Source organism: Tabrizicola sp. (assembly GCF_016792905.1).
GTDB lineage: Bacteria > Pseudomonadota > Alphaproteobacteria > Rhodobacterales > Rhodobacteraceae > Tabrizicola.
The window spans coordinates 22,913-42,102 of the sequence record NZ_JAEULP010000085.1; the positions used below are offsets into that span (position 1 = coordinate 22,913).

The 19,190-nt window shown below is 66.4% G+C and carries 14 protein-coding genes; 4 read left to right on the top strand and 10 right to left on the bottom strand.

The features are described 5' to 3' along the window. Window positions 1–8 precede the first annotated feature (8 nt). On the bottom strand, window positions 9–1,256 hold the full coding sequence (locus JNL31_RS17475) for an aminotransferase (RefSeq protein ID WP_294976077.1): 1,248 nt from the start codon (window positions 1,254–1,256) through the stop codon (window positions 9–11). Between the two features lie 315 nt (window positions 1,257–1,571). Between JNL31_RS17475 and JNL31_RS17480 the strand changes: the two genes are divergently transcribed. Together JNL31_RS17480 and JNL31_RS17485 are read left to right on the top strand one after the other, a co-directional pair. Further along, complete coding sequence (locus JNL31_RS17480) at window positions 1,572–2,174, top strand: response regulator transcription factor (protein ID WP_294976161.1); 603 nt, start codon at window positions 1,572–1,574, stop codon at window positions 2,172–2,174. Between the two features lie 86 nt (window positions 2,175–2,260). Continuing rightward, window positions 2,261–3,238: a CoA ester lyase gene (locus tag JNL31_RS17485; RefSeq protein ID WP_294976080.1), complete on the top strand. Its 978-nt coding sequence runs from the start codon at window positions 2,261–2,263 to the stop codon at window positions 3,236–3,238. 293 nt (window positions 3,239–3,531) lie between these two features. Here JNL31_RS17485 and JNL31_RS17490 read toward each other — a convergent pair whose 3' ends face one another. Genes JNL31_RS17490 through yajC form a run of 4 tightly spaced genes read right to left on the bottom strand, consistent with a single transcriptional unit; the run spans window position 3,532 to window position 6,886 of the window. Next, window positions 3,532–3,888, bottom strand: coding sequence for an Mth938-like domain-containing protein (locus JNL31_RS17490; protein WP_294976083.1), 357 nt, complete (start codon window positions 3,886–3,888; stop codon window positions 3,532–3,534). Between the two features lie 4 nt (window positions 3,889–3,892). Further along, window positions 3,893–4,864: a protein translocase subunit SecF gene (secF, locus tag JNL31_RS17495; RefSeq protein WP_294976085.1), complete on the bottom strand. Its 972-nt coding sequence runs from the start codon at window positions 4,862–4,864 to the stop codon at window positions 3,893–3,895. Window positions 4,865–4,875: 11 nt separating this feature from the next. After that, entirely contained in the window at window positions 4,876–6,543 is a 1,668-nt protein-coding gene (gene secD / locus JNL31_RS17500) for a protein translocase subunit SecD (protein WP_294976088.1), read from the bottom strand. A gap of 10 nt (window positions 6,544–6,553) precedes the next feature. Next, window positions 6,554–6,886, bottom strand: coding sequence for a preprotein translocase subunit YajC (gene yajC / locus JNL31_RS17505; RefSeq protein ID WP_294976091.1), 333 nt, complete (start codon window positions 6,884–6,886; stop codon window positions 6,554–6,556). Window positions 6,887–7,062: 176 nt separating this feature from the next. Between yajC and serS the strand changes: the two genes are divergently transcribed. Both serS and JNL31_RS17515 read left to right on the top strand, forming a co-directional pair. Beyond that, window positions 7,063–8,352: a serine--tRNA ligase gene (gene serS / locus JNL31_RS17510; RefSeq protein WP_294976094.1), complete on the top strand. Its 1,290-nt coding sequence runs from the start codon at window positions 7,063–7,065 to the stop codon at window positions 8,350–8,352. Window positions 8,353–8,492: 140 nt separating this feature from the next. After that, a complete protein-coding gene (locus tag JNL31_RS17515; protein ID WP_294976098.1) occupies window positions 8,493–10,178 on the top strand; it encodes a glycosyltransferase family 2 protein in 1,686 nt (561 codons plus the stop codon). Between the two features lies 1 nt (window position 10,179). Here the strand turns inward: JNL31_RS17515 and der are convergent, their stop codons facing one another. From der to JNL31_RS17540, 5 genes are all read right to left on the bottom strand, one after another. After that, window positions 10,180–11,661 carry a ribosome biogenesis GTPase Der gene (gene der, locus JNL31_RS17520; RefSeq protein ID WP_294976101.1) on the bottom strand — a complete coding sequence of 494 codons (1,482 nt, stop codon included), beginning with the start codon at window positions 11,659–11,661 and terminating at the stop codon, window positions 10,180–10,182. A gap of 48 nt (window positions 11,662–11,709) precedes the next feature. Beyond that, window positions 11,710–13,065 carry a PQQ-like beta-propeller repeat protein gene (locus JNL31_RS17525; RefSeq protein WP_294976104.1) on the bottom strand — a complete coding sequence of 452 codons (1,356 nt, stop codon included), beginning with the start codon at window positions 13,063–13,065 and terminating at the stop codon, window positions 11,710–11,712. A gap of 44 nt (window positions 13,066–13,109) precedes the next feature. Then, the gene (locus JNL31_RS17530; protein ID WP_294976106.1) at window positions 13,110–13,766 is read right to left on the bottom strand and encodes a tetratricopeptide repeat protein; all 657 of its coding nucleotides are present in this window, start codon (window positions 13,764–13,766) and stop codon (window positions 13,110–13,112) included. An 82-nt stretch (window positions 13,767–13,848) separates the two neighbouring features. Beyond that, on the bottom strand, window positions 13,849–17,205 hold the full coding sequence (locus JNL31_RS17535; protein WP_294976108.1) for a caspase family protein: 3,357 nt from the start codon (window positions 17,203–17,205) through the stop codon (window positions 13,849–13,851). A gap of 114 nt (window positions 17,206–17,319) precedes the next feature. Further along, entirely contained in the window at window positions 17,320–19,170 is a 1,851-nt protein-coding gene (locus JNL31_RS17540) for an ABC transporter ATP-binding protein/permease (protein WP_294976111.1), read from the bottom strand. Between the last annotated feature and the right edge of the window lie 20 nt (window positions 19,171–19,190).

The window sequence follows — 19,190 nt, forward strand, 5'->3', positions numbered from 1 at the left end:
TCCTCCCGTTATTCGGCAGCCAGTGCGGCGGTGTAGTGGCTTTCCAGCGCGCTGAGCGCCGTGTTTACGTCGACACCCGCGCCCATGGCGTTCATATCGGCGGCGAAGCGGGTCACGATCTCGGTGATCGCGGCTTCGCCGAGCTGGTTCAGGATGCCGATGCGGACCTGTACGGGCTCCGACAGCGTCGGCCAGATGCCGAAGCCCTTGGCGCGGCAGTTTTGCACCAGCTCCTTCTCGCGGCCCGCAAGCGACGGCGGCAGGTTCAGGACGACAAGGCTGGTCATGTTCGAGGTCACCTCGCAGCCAAGCGCCTGGACCGCCGTGCGCAGGGCGGCCTCGTGATGGGCGTAGTCGGCGGCCTTCTGCGCGCGGCCGTGCTGGAGGTTGATGCGCAGCGCCTCATGAAAGGCGGCGACGGCATAGCCGGAATGGGTGCGGTGATAGCTGCCCGCAGCCACGTCGCGGCCCTCGACGATGCCCCAGTGCCGGGCTTCGAGGATCGGGTTGTGGACATAGGAATAGCAGCCGTTGGCGCGCAGATGGGCGATGTAGCGGTCGGTGAAGCTGACCGGGGCATAGGTCAGCGGCAGGCACAGCACACCCTTCTGCGGGCAGGATGCCCAGCCCGCGACGCCGGGATAGTCGTCGATGGCGAAATCCGCGATCCCGAGCGAGGAGACGGCGTCGACAAGGCCCATCACGCCATGGCGGAGGCAGGCGTCGGAAAAGCCCTTCAGGTCGTTGATCCGGCCCGAGCCGGTCTCCCAATGCGCCATCACCGCCCAGGTGGGCTTGTGTTGGGCGAGCGCCTTCTCGACGATCTCGGCGGTGACGGACTGGCCGTGGGGGACGTTGATCACAGTCACGTTGGCGGGCTTGGGGTCCAGCGCGTTGGCCTTCAGGTCCTCGCGGCTGGCAGCTTTGGTACGGACGGTCAGGGCGTCGATGCCGCTGAAGGTGCCGTTGACGAAGCAGACAACAGTGTCGCCCGGCAGGATGGCGGAGAAAAGCGCGTCCAGCCCGCTAAAGCCGGTACCGCCGACGCCAAAGGTGTAGGTGTTCTTCGTGCCCCAGATCTTCCGCAACATGTGCTTCGCTTCGACCATGCCGCGCAGCACGTCCGCCTGCATGTGGTCGGCGAGACCCGCGTTGGCGAAGCTGGCCAGAACGCGTACATCGGTGTTGCCGGGGCCAGGACCGGCGGCCAGGGTCTCGGGAATGGTGAGCTGCGGGTAAAGTTCGGTGTCGGTCATGCGGCGCCCCTCCCAAGGCCTTTGACGTCGGGTGGACTGCGGTCTTTGGAAGACCTGCGACCGTTCCGGGTGCAGCGGAAGAAAGGGTCGCGGGGTCTGCCGGGGACCATTGTCCTGCCGCCTAGAAAAGCGGCACTCGACACAGGCCACAACATCCCTATATCCTGCTTTTGGCATTCCATCAGGGTGGCATTGAACCTACCCATATTGGTGGATATGCTGCGGTATACAATGAATTACCCTACCCAAATAGGTAGGGAGGAGCAATTGATGGCGCTTTGGGATGATCAGCAAAAGGTGGTAGCGGTAACGCTGATGCTGGCCGACAGCAACCCGCTGATGCTGACGGCAATGTCCGAGATCTTCGAGAAGGACCGCCGATTCTCGCTGGTGGCCACGGCGGCGACGGCGGAAGGCTTCCTTGGCATGGTGATGCGGATGCCGGTGCAGGTGGGGGTGATCGACTGGAACCTGCCCGCGCTGGGGGGCGCGCGGCTGATCGACGTGCTGCGGGCGCAGGCCAGTCCACCGCGGCTGGTGGTCTATGCCGAGGATAGCGGGGACGTGCCCAGAAAGGCGATGGCGGCGGGGGCGGCGGGGTTCGTTGCGCGCTCCGAATCGGTGGAGCGACTCTTGGACACCTGCGTGGCGGTGGCGAAGGGGCAGATGGTGTTTCCGTTCCTGGACGTGCGCGGGTTGAAGCAGGATCCGATCGAGTCGCTTTCCCCGCGCGAGCGGACGCTGCTGGAGGCCTTGTCGAAAGGGCTGACCAACAAGGAACTGGCGCGCGAACTGGATATCAGCGCGAATACGGTGAAATTCCACCTGTCGAACCTGTTCGAGAAGCTGTCGGTCAAGAACCGGGCGCAGGCGATTGCGTTCTTCTATGCCAACCGGGCGTCACGCGGGGAAATGTAGGGGGCGCATTTTCCGGCTTGACGAACCGCCCCGGCATCGCGGATGCCTAGGGCGGGTGCAGCTCCTACCTTGGCAGGAGCCCAAACATGTCTTTCCACGTCATCACGCAGGCGCCCGCGCGCCTGAACCGCAGCGAGCTGGCCGTTCCGGGCAGCGCCCCCCAGATGTTCGAGAAGGCCGCCGCGTCCGACGCGGACGTGATCTTCCTGGACCTGGAGGATGCCGTCGCGCCCGACGACAAGGCGCAGGCCCGCAAGAACATCATCAAGGCACTGAACGAGATCGACTGGGGCAAGAAGACCATGTCGGTGCGGATCAACGGTCTCGACACGCATTACATGTACCGCGACGTGGTGGATGTGGTGGAACAGGCCGGGGAGCGGTTGGACCTGATCATGATCCCGAAGGTCGGGACGGCGGCGGACGTCTATGCGGTCGACATGATGGTCACGCAGATCGAGGATGCGAAGGGCCTGAAGAAGCGGATCGGCTTCGAGCACATCATCGAGACGGCGCTGGGGATGCAGAACGTCACCGAGATTGCGGGCGCGTCGAAGCGGAACGAGTCGCTGCATTTCGGGGTGGCGGACTATGCCGCCTCGACCCGGGCGCGGACGACGATCATCGGCGGGGTGAACCCGGACTATTCGGTGCTGACCGACAAGCTGGAGGATGGCACCCGCGCGGTGCATTGGGGCGATATGTGGCACTATGCGCTGGCCCGGATGGTGGTGGCGGCGCGGGCGAACGGGCTGCGGCCGGTGGATGGGCCGTTCGGCGACTTTTCGGACCCGGATGGGTATCGGGCGGCGGCGAAGCGGGCGGCGGTCTTGGGCTGCGAGGGGAAGTGGGCGATCCACCCGAGCCAGATCGCGCTGGCGAACGAGGTGATGAGCCCGTCCGAGGCCGAGGTCACGCGGGCCAAGCGGATCCTGGAGGCGATGGCGCAGGCCGCGGCCGAGGGCAAGGGGGCGGTGTCGCTGGACGGGCGGCTGATCGACTATGCCTCGATCCGGCAGGCGGAAGTGCTGGTCCAGAAAGCGAAGCAGATCGCCGGGGCGTGACGGGTGTCCACGGTGGACAGAAAATCCGGGTCAACGATTTCAAGGTGTTGGCTGCGGACATTCAGGAAGGCTTAACCAGAGCGGTCAGGTCGGGGGTGTCCACCCTCGACCCGATTTCCGCGCAGGAGGGAACGGTGGCGAATTCCGCGACCTGACCACCTGGGTCACACTGGCGGCGATCTTCGGAGGCGCAGCTGCGCTGTACGGCTGGCTGTTCTGGTCGAAGACACGGGCCTTGTGGCGGGCGATGGTCCGGCTGCGCGACAGGATCGACCGGAGCAGGCGCTGGTAGCTCAGTCGACCGGGATCAGCGCCGCTGCGACCCGGCGGCCTTCGCCGAGGAGCACGTTGTAGGTGCGGGCTGCGGTGGGCGAGGCCATGACCTCCACCCCGATCCCCTGCCCTTCCAGCGCTTCGCGGAAGGCCGGGAGCACATGGGCGATGCTGCTGCCGGTGCCGACGAAAAGGACATCGATCTTGTCCACCAGGGTCAGGGGCGCGGCGGTATCCGCGAACCCGCCCCAGGGGCCCGCATCCCATGGCGTGATCAGGCAGGGCCCGCGCAGGACATGGCCTGCCACGCGGAAGAAGCCGGGGCCGTAGCCCTCGATTGCCTTGGCCGAGCCGTAGGTGACTTCGGTGAGGCGCATCGGATCAGGCGTCGACGTTGGCGAACTCGTTCTTGTCGGCCTTCTTCGGCTTGTCGCTGCGGTCGAGTCCGATGAACAGGACGAGGTTCTTTGCGACATAGACCGAGGAATAGGTGCCCAGCAGCACGCCCATGAAGATCGCGAAGGAGAAGCCGCGGATCACGTCGCCGCCGAAGACCAGAAGCGAGCCCACGGCGATCAGGGTGGTGATCGACGTCATGAGCGTCCGGCTGAGGGTTTCGTTGACCGAGAGGTTCATCACGTCGCGCAGCGGCATGGTCTTGTATTTCTGCAGGTTTTCCCGCAGCCGGTCAAAGACGACGACGGTGTCGTTGATCGAATAGCCGAGGATCGTCAGCAAGGCCGCGATGATCGTCAGGTCGAATTTCAACTGGAAGAAGGCAAAGATACCGACGGTGATGAACACGTCGTGCAAGAGCGCCAGCACGCCGCCCAGCGCCATCTGCCATTCGAAGCGCATCCAGATGTAGCCCATGATGGCAATCGAGGTGATCCCGACCGCAAGCACCGAGGTCCAGACCAGTTCGCTGGAAACCTTGGGTCCGACCGTTTCCTCGGCCACGACCTTGAGCTGCGGGTCAACCTTGACCAGCGCCGCCTTCACATCGTTCAGAAGCTCGGGCGACAGCGCCTCGTCCTGTTCGGCAGCCGATACGCGGATCATCGCGACATGCTGGTCGGGCGCAAAGTTCGTGTCGAACACTTCCGTGATCGCGGCATCGCCGATCGGCAGTTCCTCGAGCGCAGCGCGATAGGCACCCACGTTGACCGCATTGACGGATTCGGTGCGGAGCGTGGTGCCGCCCTTGAAGTCGATGCCGAAGTTCAGCCCCATCACACCCCAGGCCAAGAAGGCCAGGACCATGAGAAGCGCCGAGCCGCCAAAGGTCAGCCACTGGTGCTTGAAGAAGTCGATGTTGGTCTTTTCCGGGGCAAGTCGCAGACGCCAGGCCATGGTGCTTCTCCTTACACGACGATCGTTTTGGGTTTGGTCCAGCGCATCCACAGCTCGATGATCAGCCGCGTGATGTAGATCGCGGTGAAGACCGAGGTGATGACGCCGATGCCCAGCGTGACGGCAAAGCCCTTCACGGCACCCGCCCCCATGAAGAACAGCACGGTGGCCGTGATCAGGGTGGTGAGGTTGGCGTCGACAATGGCAGAAAGCGCGCGTTCGTAACCCAGTTCGATGGCGCGGCCCGGCGTCTTGGCCTGGCGCAATTCCTCGCGGATGCGTTCGTAGACCAGGACGTTGGCGTCGACCGCCATGCCGATGGTCAGCACGATGCCGCCGATGCCCGGCAAGGTCAGCGTCGCGCCGATCAGGGACAGGACCGCAATGATGAGAGCCATGTTGATGGCCAGCGCGATGTTGGCGAAGACGCCGAATATACCGTAGGACGCGATCATGAAGACCGATACCGCAAGCATGCCGACGACGGCGGCGATCCGGCCGGCGTCGATCGAGTCCTGGCCGAGTTCGGGGCCGATGGTGCGTTCTTCGAGGAAGGTCATTTCCGCCGGAAGCGCCCCGGCACGCAGAAGGACCGCAAGGCGGGTGGAATCCTCGACGGTGAAGCTGCCGGTGATGATGCCCGAGCCGCCGGGAATGTGGCTCTGGATCACCGGGGCGGAGATCACCTGGTTGTCGAGCACGATGGCGAAGGGGGCGCCGATATTGTTGGCGGTGTAGTCGCCGAACTTGCGGGCGCCGGTGGTGTCAAAGCGGAAGCTGACGGCAGGCGAGCCGTTCTGGTCGAAGGAGGGCTGGGCATCGACCAGCTCGTCGCCCGAGACGACGGGACTTTCCTCGATGATGTAATAAATGCCGTTTTCGTCCTGCGAGGGCAGGAGAACGTTGCGCGGTCCCGCAGTCGCGCCCGCGTCGGCGGTGCGGCTGACGACAGCGTTGAAGGTCAGCTTGGCGGTCTGGCCGATCAGTTTCTTCAACTCATCCGCCGAGCCGATGCCGGGCACCTGGATCAGGATCCGGTCCGTCCCCTGGCGCTGGATCGTCGGCTCGCGCGTCCCGGCCTCGTCGACCCGGCGGCGGATGATTTCCAGCGACTGCTGCATGGTGCGTTCATCGGTGGCCCGCTTTTCGGCCTCGGAAAGCTGCACGACGATATCGTTGCCCTCGGAGGTGACATCAAGCGTGCTTTGACCGACGCCGGTCAGCGTGACGACGCTGGAGCTGAGGCCACGGACGGCCTCAAGCGCGGCGGGCATCCCCTCGGCATTCGTCAGCGTCACCCGCAACACACCGTCGGGCGCGGGCGCGCGGCGGACGGCGCCGACCTGGTCGCGCAGGTCGCGAAGCGCATCGCGGATCTCGGGCCAGAGGGCATCCATGCGGGCCTTGTAGACGTCCTCGACCTGGACTTCTGCCAGAAGATGCGCGCCGCCGCGCAGGTCAAGGCCAAGGTTCATCAGGGCCGAGGGCAGGAAAGCGGGCCAGGCGGCCTTGGCGGCCTCTTGTTCAGGCGTGGCCGTGCCGCCGGCTGCCGCGATCGCGGCAACAGCGTCATTGTGGCTTTCGACCTTGGCATAGAAGGCGTTGGGAAGCGCGGCGACGATGCCCCAGGCGCACACGATCAGGATGAAGACACGCTTCCACAGCGCCATCGGTTCCATGGGTCAGGCCTTAGCTTGCGGCGGGTTCGGTCTTGTTCAGGACCTGGGTGATGGTGTGCTTGACGACCTTCACCTTGACCCCGTCGGCGATCTCGACCTCGACCATGCCGTCGTCCTGCACCTTGGAGACCTTGGCGACGATGCCGCCCGCGGTGACGACCTGGTCGCCGCGGCGCAAGGCGTCGACCATCGCGCGATGCTGCTTCATCTTCTTCTGCTGCGGGCGGATCAGGAGGAAGTAGAAGATCACGAAGATCAGGACGATCGGCAGGAACTGGGCGAAGGCGGCGGCACCGCCGGGGGCGGCGCCTGCGGTTTGCGCGAAGGCGGGGGTGACGAACATGGGCATCCTCTCTTGGCGGGGCCGGGCTGCCACCTGTCGCGGTGCCCGTTTTCGATTGTCGGCTCATGTAAGGCCTTTCGCCCGGCTTTGCCAGAGGGCGCGCGCGGCTGAGTGCCTTCCCCCCTGCCGCGTAATCGGGCATAAGCGCGGGCGCAGGCGTTCAGGAGGCTTCGATCATGCACGACATCCGCTTCATCCGCGAAAACCCCGTTGCGTTCGACGCGGCGCTGGCACGCCGCGGGCTGGCGGGGATGTCGGCCGAGCTGCTGGCGATGGACGAGGCGCGGCGGGCGAAGATCCTGGCGGCGGAGACGGCGGCGGCGGCGCAGAACGCGGCATCGAAGGATGTGGGGGCGGCGAAGGCGCGGGGGGATGACGCGGAGTTCGAGCGGCTCAGGGCGCTGGTGGCAGAGAAGAAGGCCGAGGGCGCGCGGCTGACCGAGGAGGCGGGGGCCGAGGACGCGCGGTTGCGCGATGCGCTGATGCGCATTCCCAACATCGCGCTGGACGAGGTGCCAGAGGGGCCGGACGAGAGCGGCAACGTGGAAATCCGTCGCTGGGGAACTCCGCGTGACATGGCGTTCAAGCCGTTGGAACATTTCGATATTCCGGCGGCGAAGGGAGGGCTGGACTTCGCCACGGCGGCCAAGCTTTCCGGGAGCCGCTTCGTGGTGCTGCGGGGCGCGGTGGCGCGGGTGCATCGGGCGCTGGCACAGTTCATGATCGACCTGCACACGGCCGAGCACGGGTTGGCCGAGACCTGGACCCCGGTGCTGGTCAAGGAAGAGGCGATGTACGGCACCAACCAGCTGCCGAAATTCGCCGAGGACAGCTATCAGACGACGAACGGCTGGTGGCTGATCCCGACCTCGGAAGTCACGCTCACCAACTCGGTCGCGGGGGATATTCTGGACGAGGGCGCGCTGCCCCTGCGGATGACCGCGCATACACATTGCTTCCGGTCCGAGGCCGGGTCGGCGGGCAAGGACACCACGGGGATGCTGCGGCAACACCAGTTCGAAAAGGTCGAGATGGTGACGATCTGCACGCCGGAAACCGCGCTGGCCGAACACGAAAGAATGACCAAGTGCGCGGAAGCAGTGCTGGAGCGGCTGGGGCTGCCCTACCGGACGATCGTTCTGTGTACCGGCGACATGGGATTCGGCAGCCAGAAAACCCATGACCTGGAGGTCTGGCTGCCCGGGCAGAACACCTATCGCGAGATTTCGTCGTGTTCGACCTGCGGTCAGTTCCAGGCGCGGCGGATGAATGCGCGCTATCGTCCGGCGGGCGGCAAGCCCGAGTTCGTGGCGACGCTGAACGGGTCGGGCCTTGCCGTGGGCCGCTGCCTGATCGCGGTCCTGGAGAATGGCCAGCAGGCGGACGGGTCGATTGAGCTTCCCGCGGCTCTGGTGCCCTGGCTGGGCGGGAAGCGCCGGATCACGGCTGAGGGCGTGCTGGTCTGATCCCGCCACATCCCGGGTCCCGTTGCCTGCCCGCAAAGGCAGGTTGACGCCGCTGCCCGATGCCAGCCACTGTGACGGCGGCCTGCGCTTGCCATCCAAGAAGGAATCCGACCATCGCCCCCACGCGTGCTTCCCGTTCAGTGGCAGTCGAGACCCAGCCGCTGCCCGCCTATGACGAGGTCATCGTCTCCAGCGGGGTGAAGGTGCCCTTCGTTCCGGCGATCATCTCGCCCAAGATCGAGGGCCCGCTGCGTGGCAACCGCTATGAGGCGCGGGAAGTTGCCGCCGTCCGGCGCATGCTGCGGCCGGGGGATCGGGTGCTGGAACTCGGGGCGGGCGTGGGCCTGTTGTCCACCGTGGCCGGGCTCAGTCCCGGCATCGACAGCGTGACCACGGTCGAGGCCAATCCCGGCCTTATCCCGTTGATCCGCGAGACGCACCGGCTGAACGGTCTGCGGAATGTCACGGTGATCAGCGGGGTGGCCGCTGCCGAGGATGGTCCCGACATCGACTTCTACCTGCGGCCGGATTTCTGGGCTTCGTCGATGGAACCGGCCTCGCGCCCCTATGACAGCGTGGCGAAGCTGCCCCAGATCGGCATCCGCGCGCTGGTAGAACGGCTGCGACCGACAGTGATCATCTGCGACATCGAAGGCGGTGAACTTGGCCTTTTCGATGCGGTGGACCTGTCGTCGGTCCGGACGCTGGTGATCGAACTGCATCCGAAGGTCTATGGCAGGGCGGGGCTGGACCGGATCGGGCGGGTTCTGAAGGCCAAGGGCCTTGCCGTGCCGGACGGAGTCCCTTTCGCCTCGGTCCGCATCCTGCATCGCGAGGTTGCGCACTCCGCCGCCCCGGCATCGCCGCTGCGCACCGCGCTTGTCACCGAGGTCGGGGCCGATGGCCCGTGGATCCTGGAATGGCTTGCCTGGCACAAGGCGGCGGGTATCGACACCGTCGTCGCCTTCAATCGGGGCGAGGATGTCGCGACGACGGCGCTTCTGGACCGGCTCGATGCGATGGGCCTGGTGCAACACCTTCCCCATCCCGCTCTGGCCGGGGGCGAGGGCGACTGGCTGGCCTATGCGCGCCACCTTCCCGCGCTGCGCCAGTCTGCATATGCGATGCCGCTGGCGATCGACGAATTCCTGAACGTCCGGGTCGGCGACCGGACGCTTTCGGCGCTTTACCGGAAGACGGGCGGGTTCGATGTCCTGAGCGCCGCGGAGGTGGTCCACGGCGCGAACCAGTGCGATGGATTCCAGCCCGGTTGGGTGACCGAGCGCCTGCCGCGCCATCAGAAGACGACGCCGGGCAAGCCAAAGGCAATGCGCCGGGCCCGCAGCCTGGTCCGCCTGTCCGGGCCGGTGGAAAGGCTGGGCGCGCACCGGCCCGTGTTGCGCGAAGGGGCCAAGGCGGCGTGGCTGGACGGGTCCGGGCGACCGATGTCGGCGCTTGCACAGGATGCGGCACAGACACAGGTGGATTGCCGCGGCGCCAGCGACCTGGTGCGGATCGAGCGGTATCCGCTGCGCAATCTTGACAGCTATCTGTCGAGTACCGTCGGAAGCGCCGGGACCGTGGCGGACCGACGGGCGTTCAAGACATTCTGGCTGGACTGCAACAAGCACGAGGAAGATACGGCCGATTGCGCCATCCCGCTCGCTGCGGCCCGATCATGGGCCAGCGCGACCCTGGAGCGCGATGCTGCGTTGATGGCGTTGCAGGACGCTGCCTGCAACGCCCATGCCAACCGGCTGGCATCGCTGTCGCTGGACCCGGTGTACAAGCGGCGGCGAGACTGGATTCTGGCCGAAGCCTGGTAGATCAGCTTTTCGGGCCGGACCCGGATTTGCCGTCGATGTGCTTGCGCAACCGGCTGGGCGTGTGGAACTTGCGTTCCTTCCACGGGTTCTGGTCGCCCTGGGAGCGCAGGAACAGCCGGATCGGCGTGCCCGGCATGTCGAAATGGTCGCGGAGGCCGTTGACCAGATAGCGCTTGTAGCTTTCCGGCAGTTCGTCGGGCCGCGAGCATTTGATCATGAAGCCCGGAGGCCGGGTCTTCGCCTGGGTCATGTAGCGCAGCTTGATCCGGTGGCCGCCGGGGGCCGGCGGCGGATGCGCCTCGGTCATCGCGCCGAGCCAGGAGTTGAGCCGCGCGGTCGGGATGCGGCGGTTCCAGACGTCATGCGCCTTGCGGATCGCATCGTGCAGGCGGTCGAGGCCCCTGCCCGTCTTTGCCGACACGGTGACGAGCGGAGCGCCGCGCAACTGCGGCAGGAGGCGTTCGAACATCTCTTTCAGTTCGGCGAGCTTTTCCTGCTTTTCGTCCTCAAGGTCCCATTTGTTGACGGCGACGACCACCGCCCGGCCTTCGGTTTCGGCGAAGTCGGCGATGCGGAGGTCCTGCACCTCGAAGGGGATTTCCACGTCGAGAAGCACGACCACCACCTCGGCGAAGCGCACGGCGCGGAGGCCATCGGCGACGGAAAGCTTTTCGAGCTTTTCCACCACGCGGGCCTTCTTGCGCATGCCGGCGGTGTCCCAGATGCGGATCGGCGTGCCCTGCCAGTCGGCGCGGACGGAAATCGCGTCGCGGGTGATCCCGGCCTCCGGTCCCGTGAGCATCCGGTCGGTGCCCAGGATCTTGTTGATCAGGGTGGATTTTCCAGCGTTGGGGCGGCCGATGACGGCGATCTGCAGGGGTTTCGCGGCGGTCGGCTTGTGGGCGTTTTCGTCCGCCTCAAGCTCGGCCTCGTCCTCGGAGATGTCGGTGTCGGTTTCCGGCAGGACTTCGGCGTCGCGCGCGGTGAATTCGTCCTCGAACGGCATCAGCGCGGCGTAAAGGTCGTCCATCCCCTCGCCATGTTCGGCGGAGAGGCGGATCGGTTCACCGAGACCAAGGCTGTAGGCTTCCAGCGCGCCGCTGTCGCCCGCCTTGCCCTCGGCCTTGTTGACGCCGAGAAGGACACGGGCGGCCTTCTTGCGCAGGATTTCGGCGAAGACCTCGTCCGAGGGGGTGACGCCGGTGCGGCCGTCGATCAGGAACAGGCAGACATCGGCCATGTCCACGGCGCGCTCGGTCAGGCGGCGCATCCGGCCTTGCAGGCTGTCGTCGGTGACTTCCTCAAGCCCCGCGGTGTCGATCACGGTGAAGCGCAGGTCGAAGAGCTTCGCGTCGCCTTCGCGCAGGTCGCGGGTGACGCCGGGCTGGTCATCGACCAGCGCAAGCTTGCGCCCGACGAGGCGGTTGAAGAGCGTCGACTTGCCCACATTGGGGCGGCCCACGATGGCGAGGGTGAAGGTCATGGCATGCGTCCAGGCTTCGGCAAGCCGCCCAGATACACGGCTTGCGCCCTATCGGAAAGCGAGAAGTTGGCCCTTGCCGCTGACAACGTAGAGCGTGCCCCCCGCCACGGCCGGTTGTGCGGCCGCACCGCCGGGGATTTCGGCGGTGTAGGCGAGACTGCCATCCGTTGGGTCGAAGGCGCGCAGGAGACCGTCGGAGGAAACGACCATCACCCGCCCGCCCGCCAGGACCGGCCCGTAATGCGCGTAGATGCCCTTGCGCTTCTTGATCTTTTCCTGGGTGAAATAGGGCATGTCGACTGCCCAGATCACCTCGCCCGTGGCGGCGTCGAGGCGGACAAGCCTGGCTTCGTCGTTCACCAGGAAGAGCGAGCCGCCCGCCACGGCGACCGGGCCGAGCGCGCCTTCGCCCGCCGACCAGATCCGCTCGCCCGCGGAAGCGGATATTGCCACCGTCCGGCCGGCACCCGAGCCAGCATAGATGGTCTTGCCCGCGATCACCGCGTCGCCGGTGACGTCGGAGGTCAACGCATAGGCGCGGCCGAGCCGCTTGCCCGCGAGCGATACCTGCCAGATCTTGGTGCCGCCGCCGATCTTCAGGACGGCCATCAGGTCCCCCGCGGCCGAGGGGAAGACCACCGCGCGGTCGCCGATGCTGGGCGCGGCGGTGCCGACATAGGCTGTCTTGCCGGGGGTGCCGACGACTTGCCAGATCACCTTGCCATTCGCTGCGTCGACCGCCCAGGCCGAGCCATCCATGCCGGAGACATAGACCGTGCTGCCATCGGTCGCCGGGGCGCCGCTGATCGGCGCATCGACGCGCTGGCGCCAGAGGATCGCACCCGAGGCGGCATCGAGCGACACAAGCTCGCCATAGCCGGTGGTGGCGAAGACGCGGTTGCCCGAGGTGGCGAGTCCGCCCGCCGACTGGCCGCCGCCCTTGTCGAAGGAGGCGGTCAGATCGCTGGTCCAGAGCGTGGCACCGCTGGTCGAGGTCGCGGTGACGGCGGTGCCCGCGTCGATGGTGAAGACGCGGCCGTCCGCGACGACGGGGGCGGCGGAAATGCGGTTCTTGCGGTTGGAGCCGCTACCGATGTTGGCGGCCCAGGCCAGGCGCGGCGTGGCCGACAGGGCGGCATGCGGCATCAGGTGGCGCGCGTTGCCTGCGCGGTGGGTCCAGTCGCCGCCGGTCTGCGCGCCGAGCGAGATCGGCTGGCTGCGGTTCTCGGCCTCGGCCGGGGCGGTCGGGGCGGGTTGGCCTTCTACCGGGATCGAGGCATCAAGGTCGGCGCGCACCGGGAAGCGTTCGCCCTGCAGGATCACTTCCTTGTTGCCGCAGGCGGCCAGAAGCACCAGAAGCCCCGCGCCGGTCATCAGCCTGCCGCCCATCTTCCTGAACTTCATGCCTGCCACCTGAAAGGACCTTTCGCTCACACCCATCGCCCGCCTCAGCCGCCCGCGGCTGTGGGCATCGTGCCGCCAAGCGCCGTCACGACCTGCCCCAGCCGCGCCCGCAGCGCGCCCGAGGCTTCCTGATCCTGCGCAAGCGCGGTCAGGGCGGCAATGGCGTCGTCGCGCTTGCCTTCTTCCACCAGCAGATACCCGAGTTGCTCTTCGGCGAGGACACGATAGGGACGTCCCGGCGTGGCGATGGCTTCCAGCGCCGCGCGGCGGTCGGCGAGCGGAAGGTCGGCACCCGCCACGAGGACCCGGCGCAGAACGGCGAGGTCGCGGTAGGCCGGGCCAAGGGCGTTGTCGTTCGCGACCTTGTCGAGCGCGGCAAGCGTCGCAGCCTTATCCTCGTCCGGATCGGAGGCCATGATCAGGTTCAGGATTGCGGACTGCGCCGCGTCCGAGGGCACGGCGGCCAGCGCCTCGCGGCGTTCTTCGGGCGTGCCCTGGTCGAGCGCGTCGATCACCCCGTCGCCGAAGGCCTGCGCCCGGGCTTCCGCGCGCGACTTGGACCATTCGGTCCATGCCGTGCCGCCGACGAGGCCAAGGATGATGACCACCCCGATCCAGCCGTATTTGCGGAACAGCCGGAACAGGCGGTCACGGCGCACCTCTTCGGTGACTTCGTCGATGAAGCTGTCGGGATTGCTCAACGCCTTGGCCTTTTCCTGTCGTTTGCCCCGTCTTACAGGGAAAGGCCGCACATTGCCAAGCCCCGCCCCGCCGCGCCGGCGGTCAGAAATCCGTTGGCAGGCCCAGGTTCTTGCGGAAGCCGGCGATCCAGTCGTCATAGCCTTCCGGCAAAGTGCCCGCCGACTGCATCTCTTCCAGCATCCCCAGCGCCTCCTGATTTTCGGCGGTGGGGTCTTGCAGAAGCATGGCGCGCTGGTCGAGGGCGCGGACGACGTCGAGCTTGTACCAGACGTCGTCCGGATAGGCGGCGGAGAGGTCGCGCATGATGCGCAGGGATTCGTCCTGATGCGGCAGCGCGCCTTCGTAGTCGTTCGCTTGCGCCAGCATGTCGGCCACGCTGGCCTGGCTGAGCGCAAGGTTGCGATACCAGTCGGGATTCGAGGGATCCTGGTTCACCAGCCAGTCGCGCAGGGCCAAAGCGTCCTGGTGGCTTTTCAGGGCGGCGGCGACATCGCCCGCCGCGGATTGCGCGTTGCCCAGGCGTTCGAGCGCAAGGCCAAGGTCATTGGCCCAGGGGGTGCTGTAGGCGTCGATGTCCAGGAGCTTGTTGCCCTGGTCGACCATGGCCTTGAAGCTTTCGACTGCCCCCTTGTTGTCACCCAGGGCAAACTGGGCATCGCCCAGGCGGTTCAGGGTCACGAGCCGGTCATGGAGATGCTCGGGGTCGTCGGGGGCGATCTGCAGCAGCCGGTCGGCGGTTTCCAGCGAGGCCCTGGCGACCTCGACCGCCTCGCTGTTGCGGTTGAGCCGCATCAGTGCCGAGGCGTGGATGTTCTGCGCGATCGACAGGTCGCGCAGGATGAACACGTCGCCGGGCGAGGCCCCGGCAAGTTGGGTGTGCTTCGCTACGGCATCGGCAATCAGCGGTTCGGCGGCGGCGGCATCGCCCTCGGACAGGTCAAGCTCGGCCATCAGGGTCAGCGATACGGCGGCATCACGCAGAAAGCGCTGCGTCGCCGGGTCGGCGGCGACGAGCGACAGCCGCAGGTCCAGCGCCGCCTGCAGCGCCTCGCGTCCACCGACGGGATCGCCCATCGCGTTCTTGGTGTCGCCGATCTTGCGCAGCGCATTGCCGAGGTCGGCCTGGCGCGAGAGATCCTGCGGATCAAGCGAGACCAGCGTTTCGGAAATCCGGCGGGCTTCCTCCTGGACCTCCAGGGCGGCCACGAAATCATTGTCGGCATAATGCAGGTCGCCCATCCGGTCGAGGCTGACCAGAAGGTCCTGCTGCCAAACCATGTTGGTCGGGTCGAGTGCCGCGAGGTTCTGCCGGATCGACATCGCCGCCTGATGCGAGATGAGCGCTGAATCCATGTCGCCCATGTAGCGCTGGACATCGCCGATCCGGTCAAAGTTGATCGCAAGATCGCGCTGGCGCGGCTTGTTGTCGGGGTCGAGGGCGGCCAGTTCCTCGCGGATTGTCAGAGCCTTGCCGTAGGTTTCCAGCGCGGTGGTGAAATCGCCCTCGTCCACCAGCATGTCGCCGATGCGTTCGTAACTGACCGAAAGATTGCGACGGATCACCTGGTCGCCGGGAAATTCCGCGACAAGCGCCTCGGAGATTTCCAGTGCGGTCTGGAAAGCGGCCTTGGCGCCTTCCTTGTCACCGAGAGAGAGTTTCGCATCGCCGATGCGTTCCTGGGTGAAGGAGATGTCCATCCGGTAGGTGACGTTGTCAGGCTCCATGTCGAGGAGCGTCTGAGCGATGCCCAGCGCCTCGACATGCGCATCGAGCGCGCCTGCGGCATTGTTGCGCGCGAGTCGGATCGAGCCGACGCGGTTCACCGCCACCTGCCGGTCGCGCATCAGGTCGACGTCGTCCGGGCGCTGGTCAGCCTGCCATTGCGAGAATTCGAGCGCGCTGGAATAGGCGGTCTCGGCTTCCTTCAGGTAGCCCTGTTGCTGCAACACGCTGCCAAGGTCGTTCATCGACCAGACCAGTTCGCGCACCCATTCGACATCGGTGGCGTCGGCCTCGACGCGCTTTTGCGCGAAGGTCGCGCGTTCGTTGTAGGCGGCCCAGGCGGCCTCGGTGTTTCCGGCGACAAGCTGAAGTTCACCAAGCGACGTCAGCGCCGTGGTGTAGGAAAACTGCGCCTCGCGATCCATTTCATCGGCCACCTCGGCGTAGAGCGCAGTGGCCTTCTGGAGGTCGGAGATGGCAAGGTCATAGCGCAGGTCGGTCTTGGCGGCGTTGGCGTTCAGCGTGTGCGTCGCGGCTTCGGACAGCGTGCGGGAGAGGTAGGTTTCGCGGATCGTGGTGCGGGCGGTGGCGTCGATTTCCGCCGCCTCGGTCAGAAGCGACCGGGCCGCATCGAAGGCGCCGAGGGTGAGCTGTTCCTCGGCCCGCGCGCGCAGGTCGGCGACGCGGGGGTCGTCGGACTGGAACTTCTGCAGCTCGGACTGGAACTGTTCGTAGGATTGCGCCGCGCCGAGGAGCATCGTCGCACGTTCTTCGGGTGTCTGTCGTTCCAGATCAGCGGAGAGGAGCGCGGCATAAAGGGGCGCCAGCGGCAGGTTGCGCTCGGCGGCCAGGGTTTCGACCTCGGCCCGGATGTCGGGGGTGAGGTCGGCCATGGCAATCAGGAGCTGGTCGCGTTCCGGCAGCGCACCCTGGCCGGAGATGAACACCAGTTCCGGCAGGCCGCTTTCGATATAGGGCAACTGCTTGCCCCGGCTGCGGTCGTAGACGTCCTGTTGCACCAGGGTCAGCGCGGTGCGCAGTTCGACCCCGGCGGTGGCGAAATGGCGGACAAGGGCTGCCGTGAAGGGGGAGTTCTTCTCGTCGCCATCCGAGGCGGTTTCGCCCGGCGCGGCGGAAAAGGCGAAAAGCACCCCGTCGGCGCGGCCCATGCGGCCCATCCCGGGTTTTGGCGGGGCTGCCGTGGGCGGGTCATCCTCCAGCGCGGCGGCGCCCCTGCCCTCTTTCCCGCCGCCCGAGAAGGGATCGTCGCGGCAGGCATCCAGGAGGATGATCGTCACCGGGGCGACGGACTGGACGGCTTCCTGGGCTTCGGACAGGGGCAGCGCGGTTTCGGCGAGCTTTTCGGCAGAAGAGGCATCGGCGTCGGTCGGCAGCAGGTAATTGACCCCGTCGATCGCCACGCCATGCCCGGCGAAGAACAGGAGCGCCACGTCGGCTCCCCTGGCATCTTCCCTGAAGTCATCGAGCGCGCGGCGGGTGCGTTTCAGGTCGCGGTTGGTTTCGACGAACACCTCGAAATCGAGGTTCTCCAGCACCTCCTCCAGCGCGCGGGCGTCGTTGGCGGGGTTTTCCAGCGGGCGGATGTAATCGTAGTCCTCGGCAGCGATCAGCAGCGCCACGCGCCTGTCGGCCAGTGCGGCGGTCATCCCGCACAGCCAGAAGATCAGCACCAGTGCCAGACGCCGCCCCAGCATCGCCCACTCCCATCGGACCGGCAAAGAATGCTGAAGCCTGACCGGATGGTCAAAGGAAAAAGCCTGTCATCCGGCGGGGTTCACGGGTCCGCGAGGTGGCAGGGGCCGGAACGGTCAGGCGGCCTCGCCCGCGGGTTCGGCTTCTTCTTCGGCGGACTGGCGTTCCCACATCTGCGCGTAGCGGCCGTTGCGGGCCAGAAGCTCTTCGTGCCGACCCTGTTCGACGATCTGGCCCCTTTCCAGAACGATGATCTGGTCGGCATCTGCAATCGTCGACAGCCGGTGGGCGATGACGATCACGCTGCGCCCCTGCCCCATTTCGTGCAGGCTTTCCTGGATCGAGCGTTCCGTCTGGGTGTCAAGCGCACTTGTCGCCTCGTCCAGGATCAGGATCGGCGGGTTCTTCAGGAGCGTCCGGGCGATGCCGACGCGCTGCTTTTCGCCGCCCGAGAGCTTCAGCCCGCGTTCGCCGACGGTCGTATCATAGCCTTGCGGCAGGCCGATGATGAAGTCGTGGATCTTCGCGGCTTTCGCGGCGGCCTCGATCTCGGCACGGCTGGCCCCGGCGCGGCCATAGGCGATGTTGTAGAGGATGGTGTCGTTGAAGAGCACGGTGTCCTGCGGCACGACCCCGATCGCCTGGTGCAGCGAGGACTGCGTCACCGCGCGGATGTCCTGGCCGTCGATCCGGATCGCGCCGGACTGGATGTCGTAGAAGCGGAAGAGGAGCCGCCCGATGGTGGACTTGCCCGAGCCGGACGAGCCGACCAGCGCCACCCGATCGCCGGGTTTCACCTTGAAGCTGATGCCGTGCAGGATCTGGCGCTCGGGCTCATACGCAAAGCGGACCGCATCGAAAGTGATCTCGCCGCCGGTGATCGCCAGAGGACGGGCGTCCGGGGCATCGGTGATCTCGGCCGGCTGGCCAAGGAGGCCGAACATCTCGCCCATGTCGACCAGCGCCTGCCGGATTTCGCGGTAGACCGTACCGAGGAAGTTCAAGGGCATGGTGATCTGGATCATGTAGGCGTTGACCATGACGAAATCGCCCACGGTCAACGTGCCCGCCCGAACGCCAAGCGCGCTCATCCCCATGACGATCACAAGGCCGGTGGTGATCAGGGCCGCCTGGCCGATGTTCAGGAAGGAAAGCGACAGGCCGGTCTTGACCGCCGCCGTCTCGTACTGGCGCATTGCGCTGTCGTATCGCTCGGCCTCGCGGGCTTCCGCATTGAAATACTTGACGGTTTCGAAATTGAGGAGGCTGTCGATGGCCTTCTGGTTGGCGTCGGTGTCCTGGTCGTTCATCTCGCGCCGGAGCTTCACCCGCCATTCGGTGACGGCGAAGGTGAACCAGACGTAGAGCGTGATGGTGACGATGACGACGGCAGCGTATTGCCAGCCGAAGACCCAGGCGAAGATGGCGGCGACCATGGTGAGTTCCAGGATCAGCGGGCCGATGGACAGGAGCATGAAGCGCAGAAGGAAATCGACGCCCTTCACCCCGCGCTCGATAATGCGCGACAGGCCCCCGGTCTTGCGGGTGATGTGGTAGCGCAGGGAAAGCTGGTGGATGTGGGTGAAGGTCTCGATGGCCAGCCGCCGGATCGCGCGCTGGCCGACCCGGACGAAGACGGCATCGCGCAATTCGCCGAAGACGACCGAGCCGAGCCGCGCGAGGCCATAGGCCACGACCAGACCCACAGCGCCAAGGCCGATCAACGCGCGGGGGTCCGAGCCGGCTTCACTTGAAAGACTGTCAACCGCCAGCTTGTAGAGATAGGGGGTCGAAACCGAGACGAGCTTGGCCGCGATCAGGAAGAGGAGTGCGACGACGACGCGGCGCTTCACCCAGCCTTGCCCCTCGGGCCAGAGGTAGGGAGCGACCCGGCGGATGGTGGTCAGGGCGGGGGCGCGGGCAGTACCCGCATCGGCAGAGGTGGCGGTCGTGGTGGTGCGGCGCATCGTCTTTCCTGGTCCCGCCA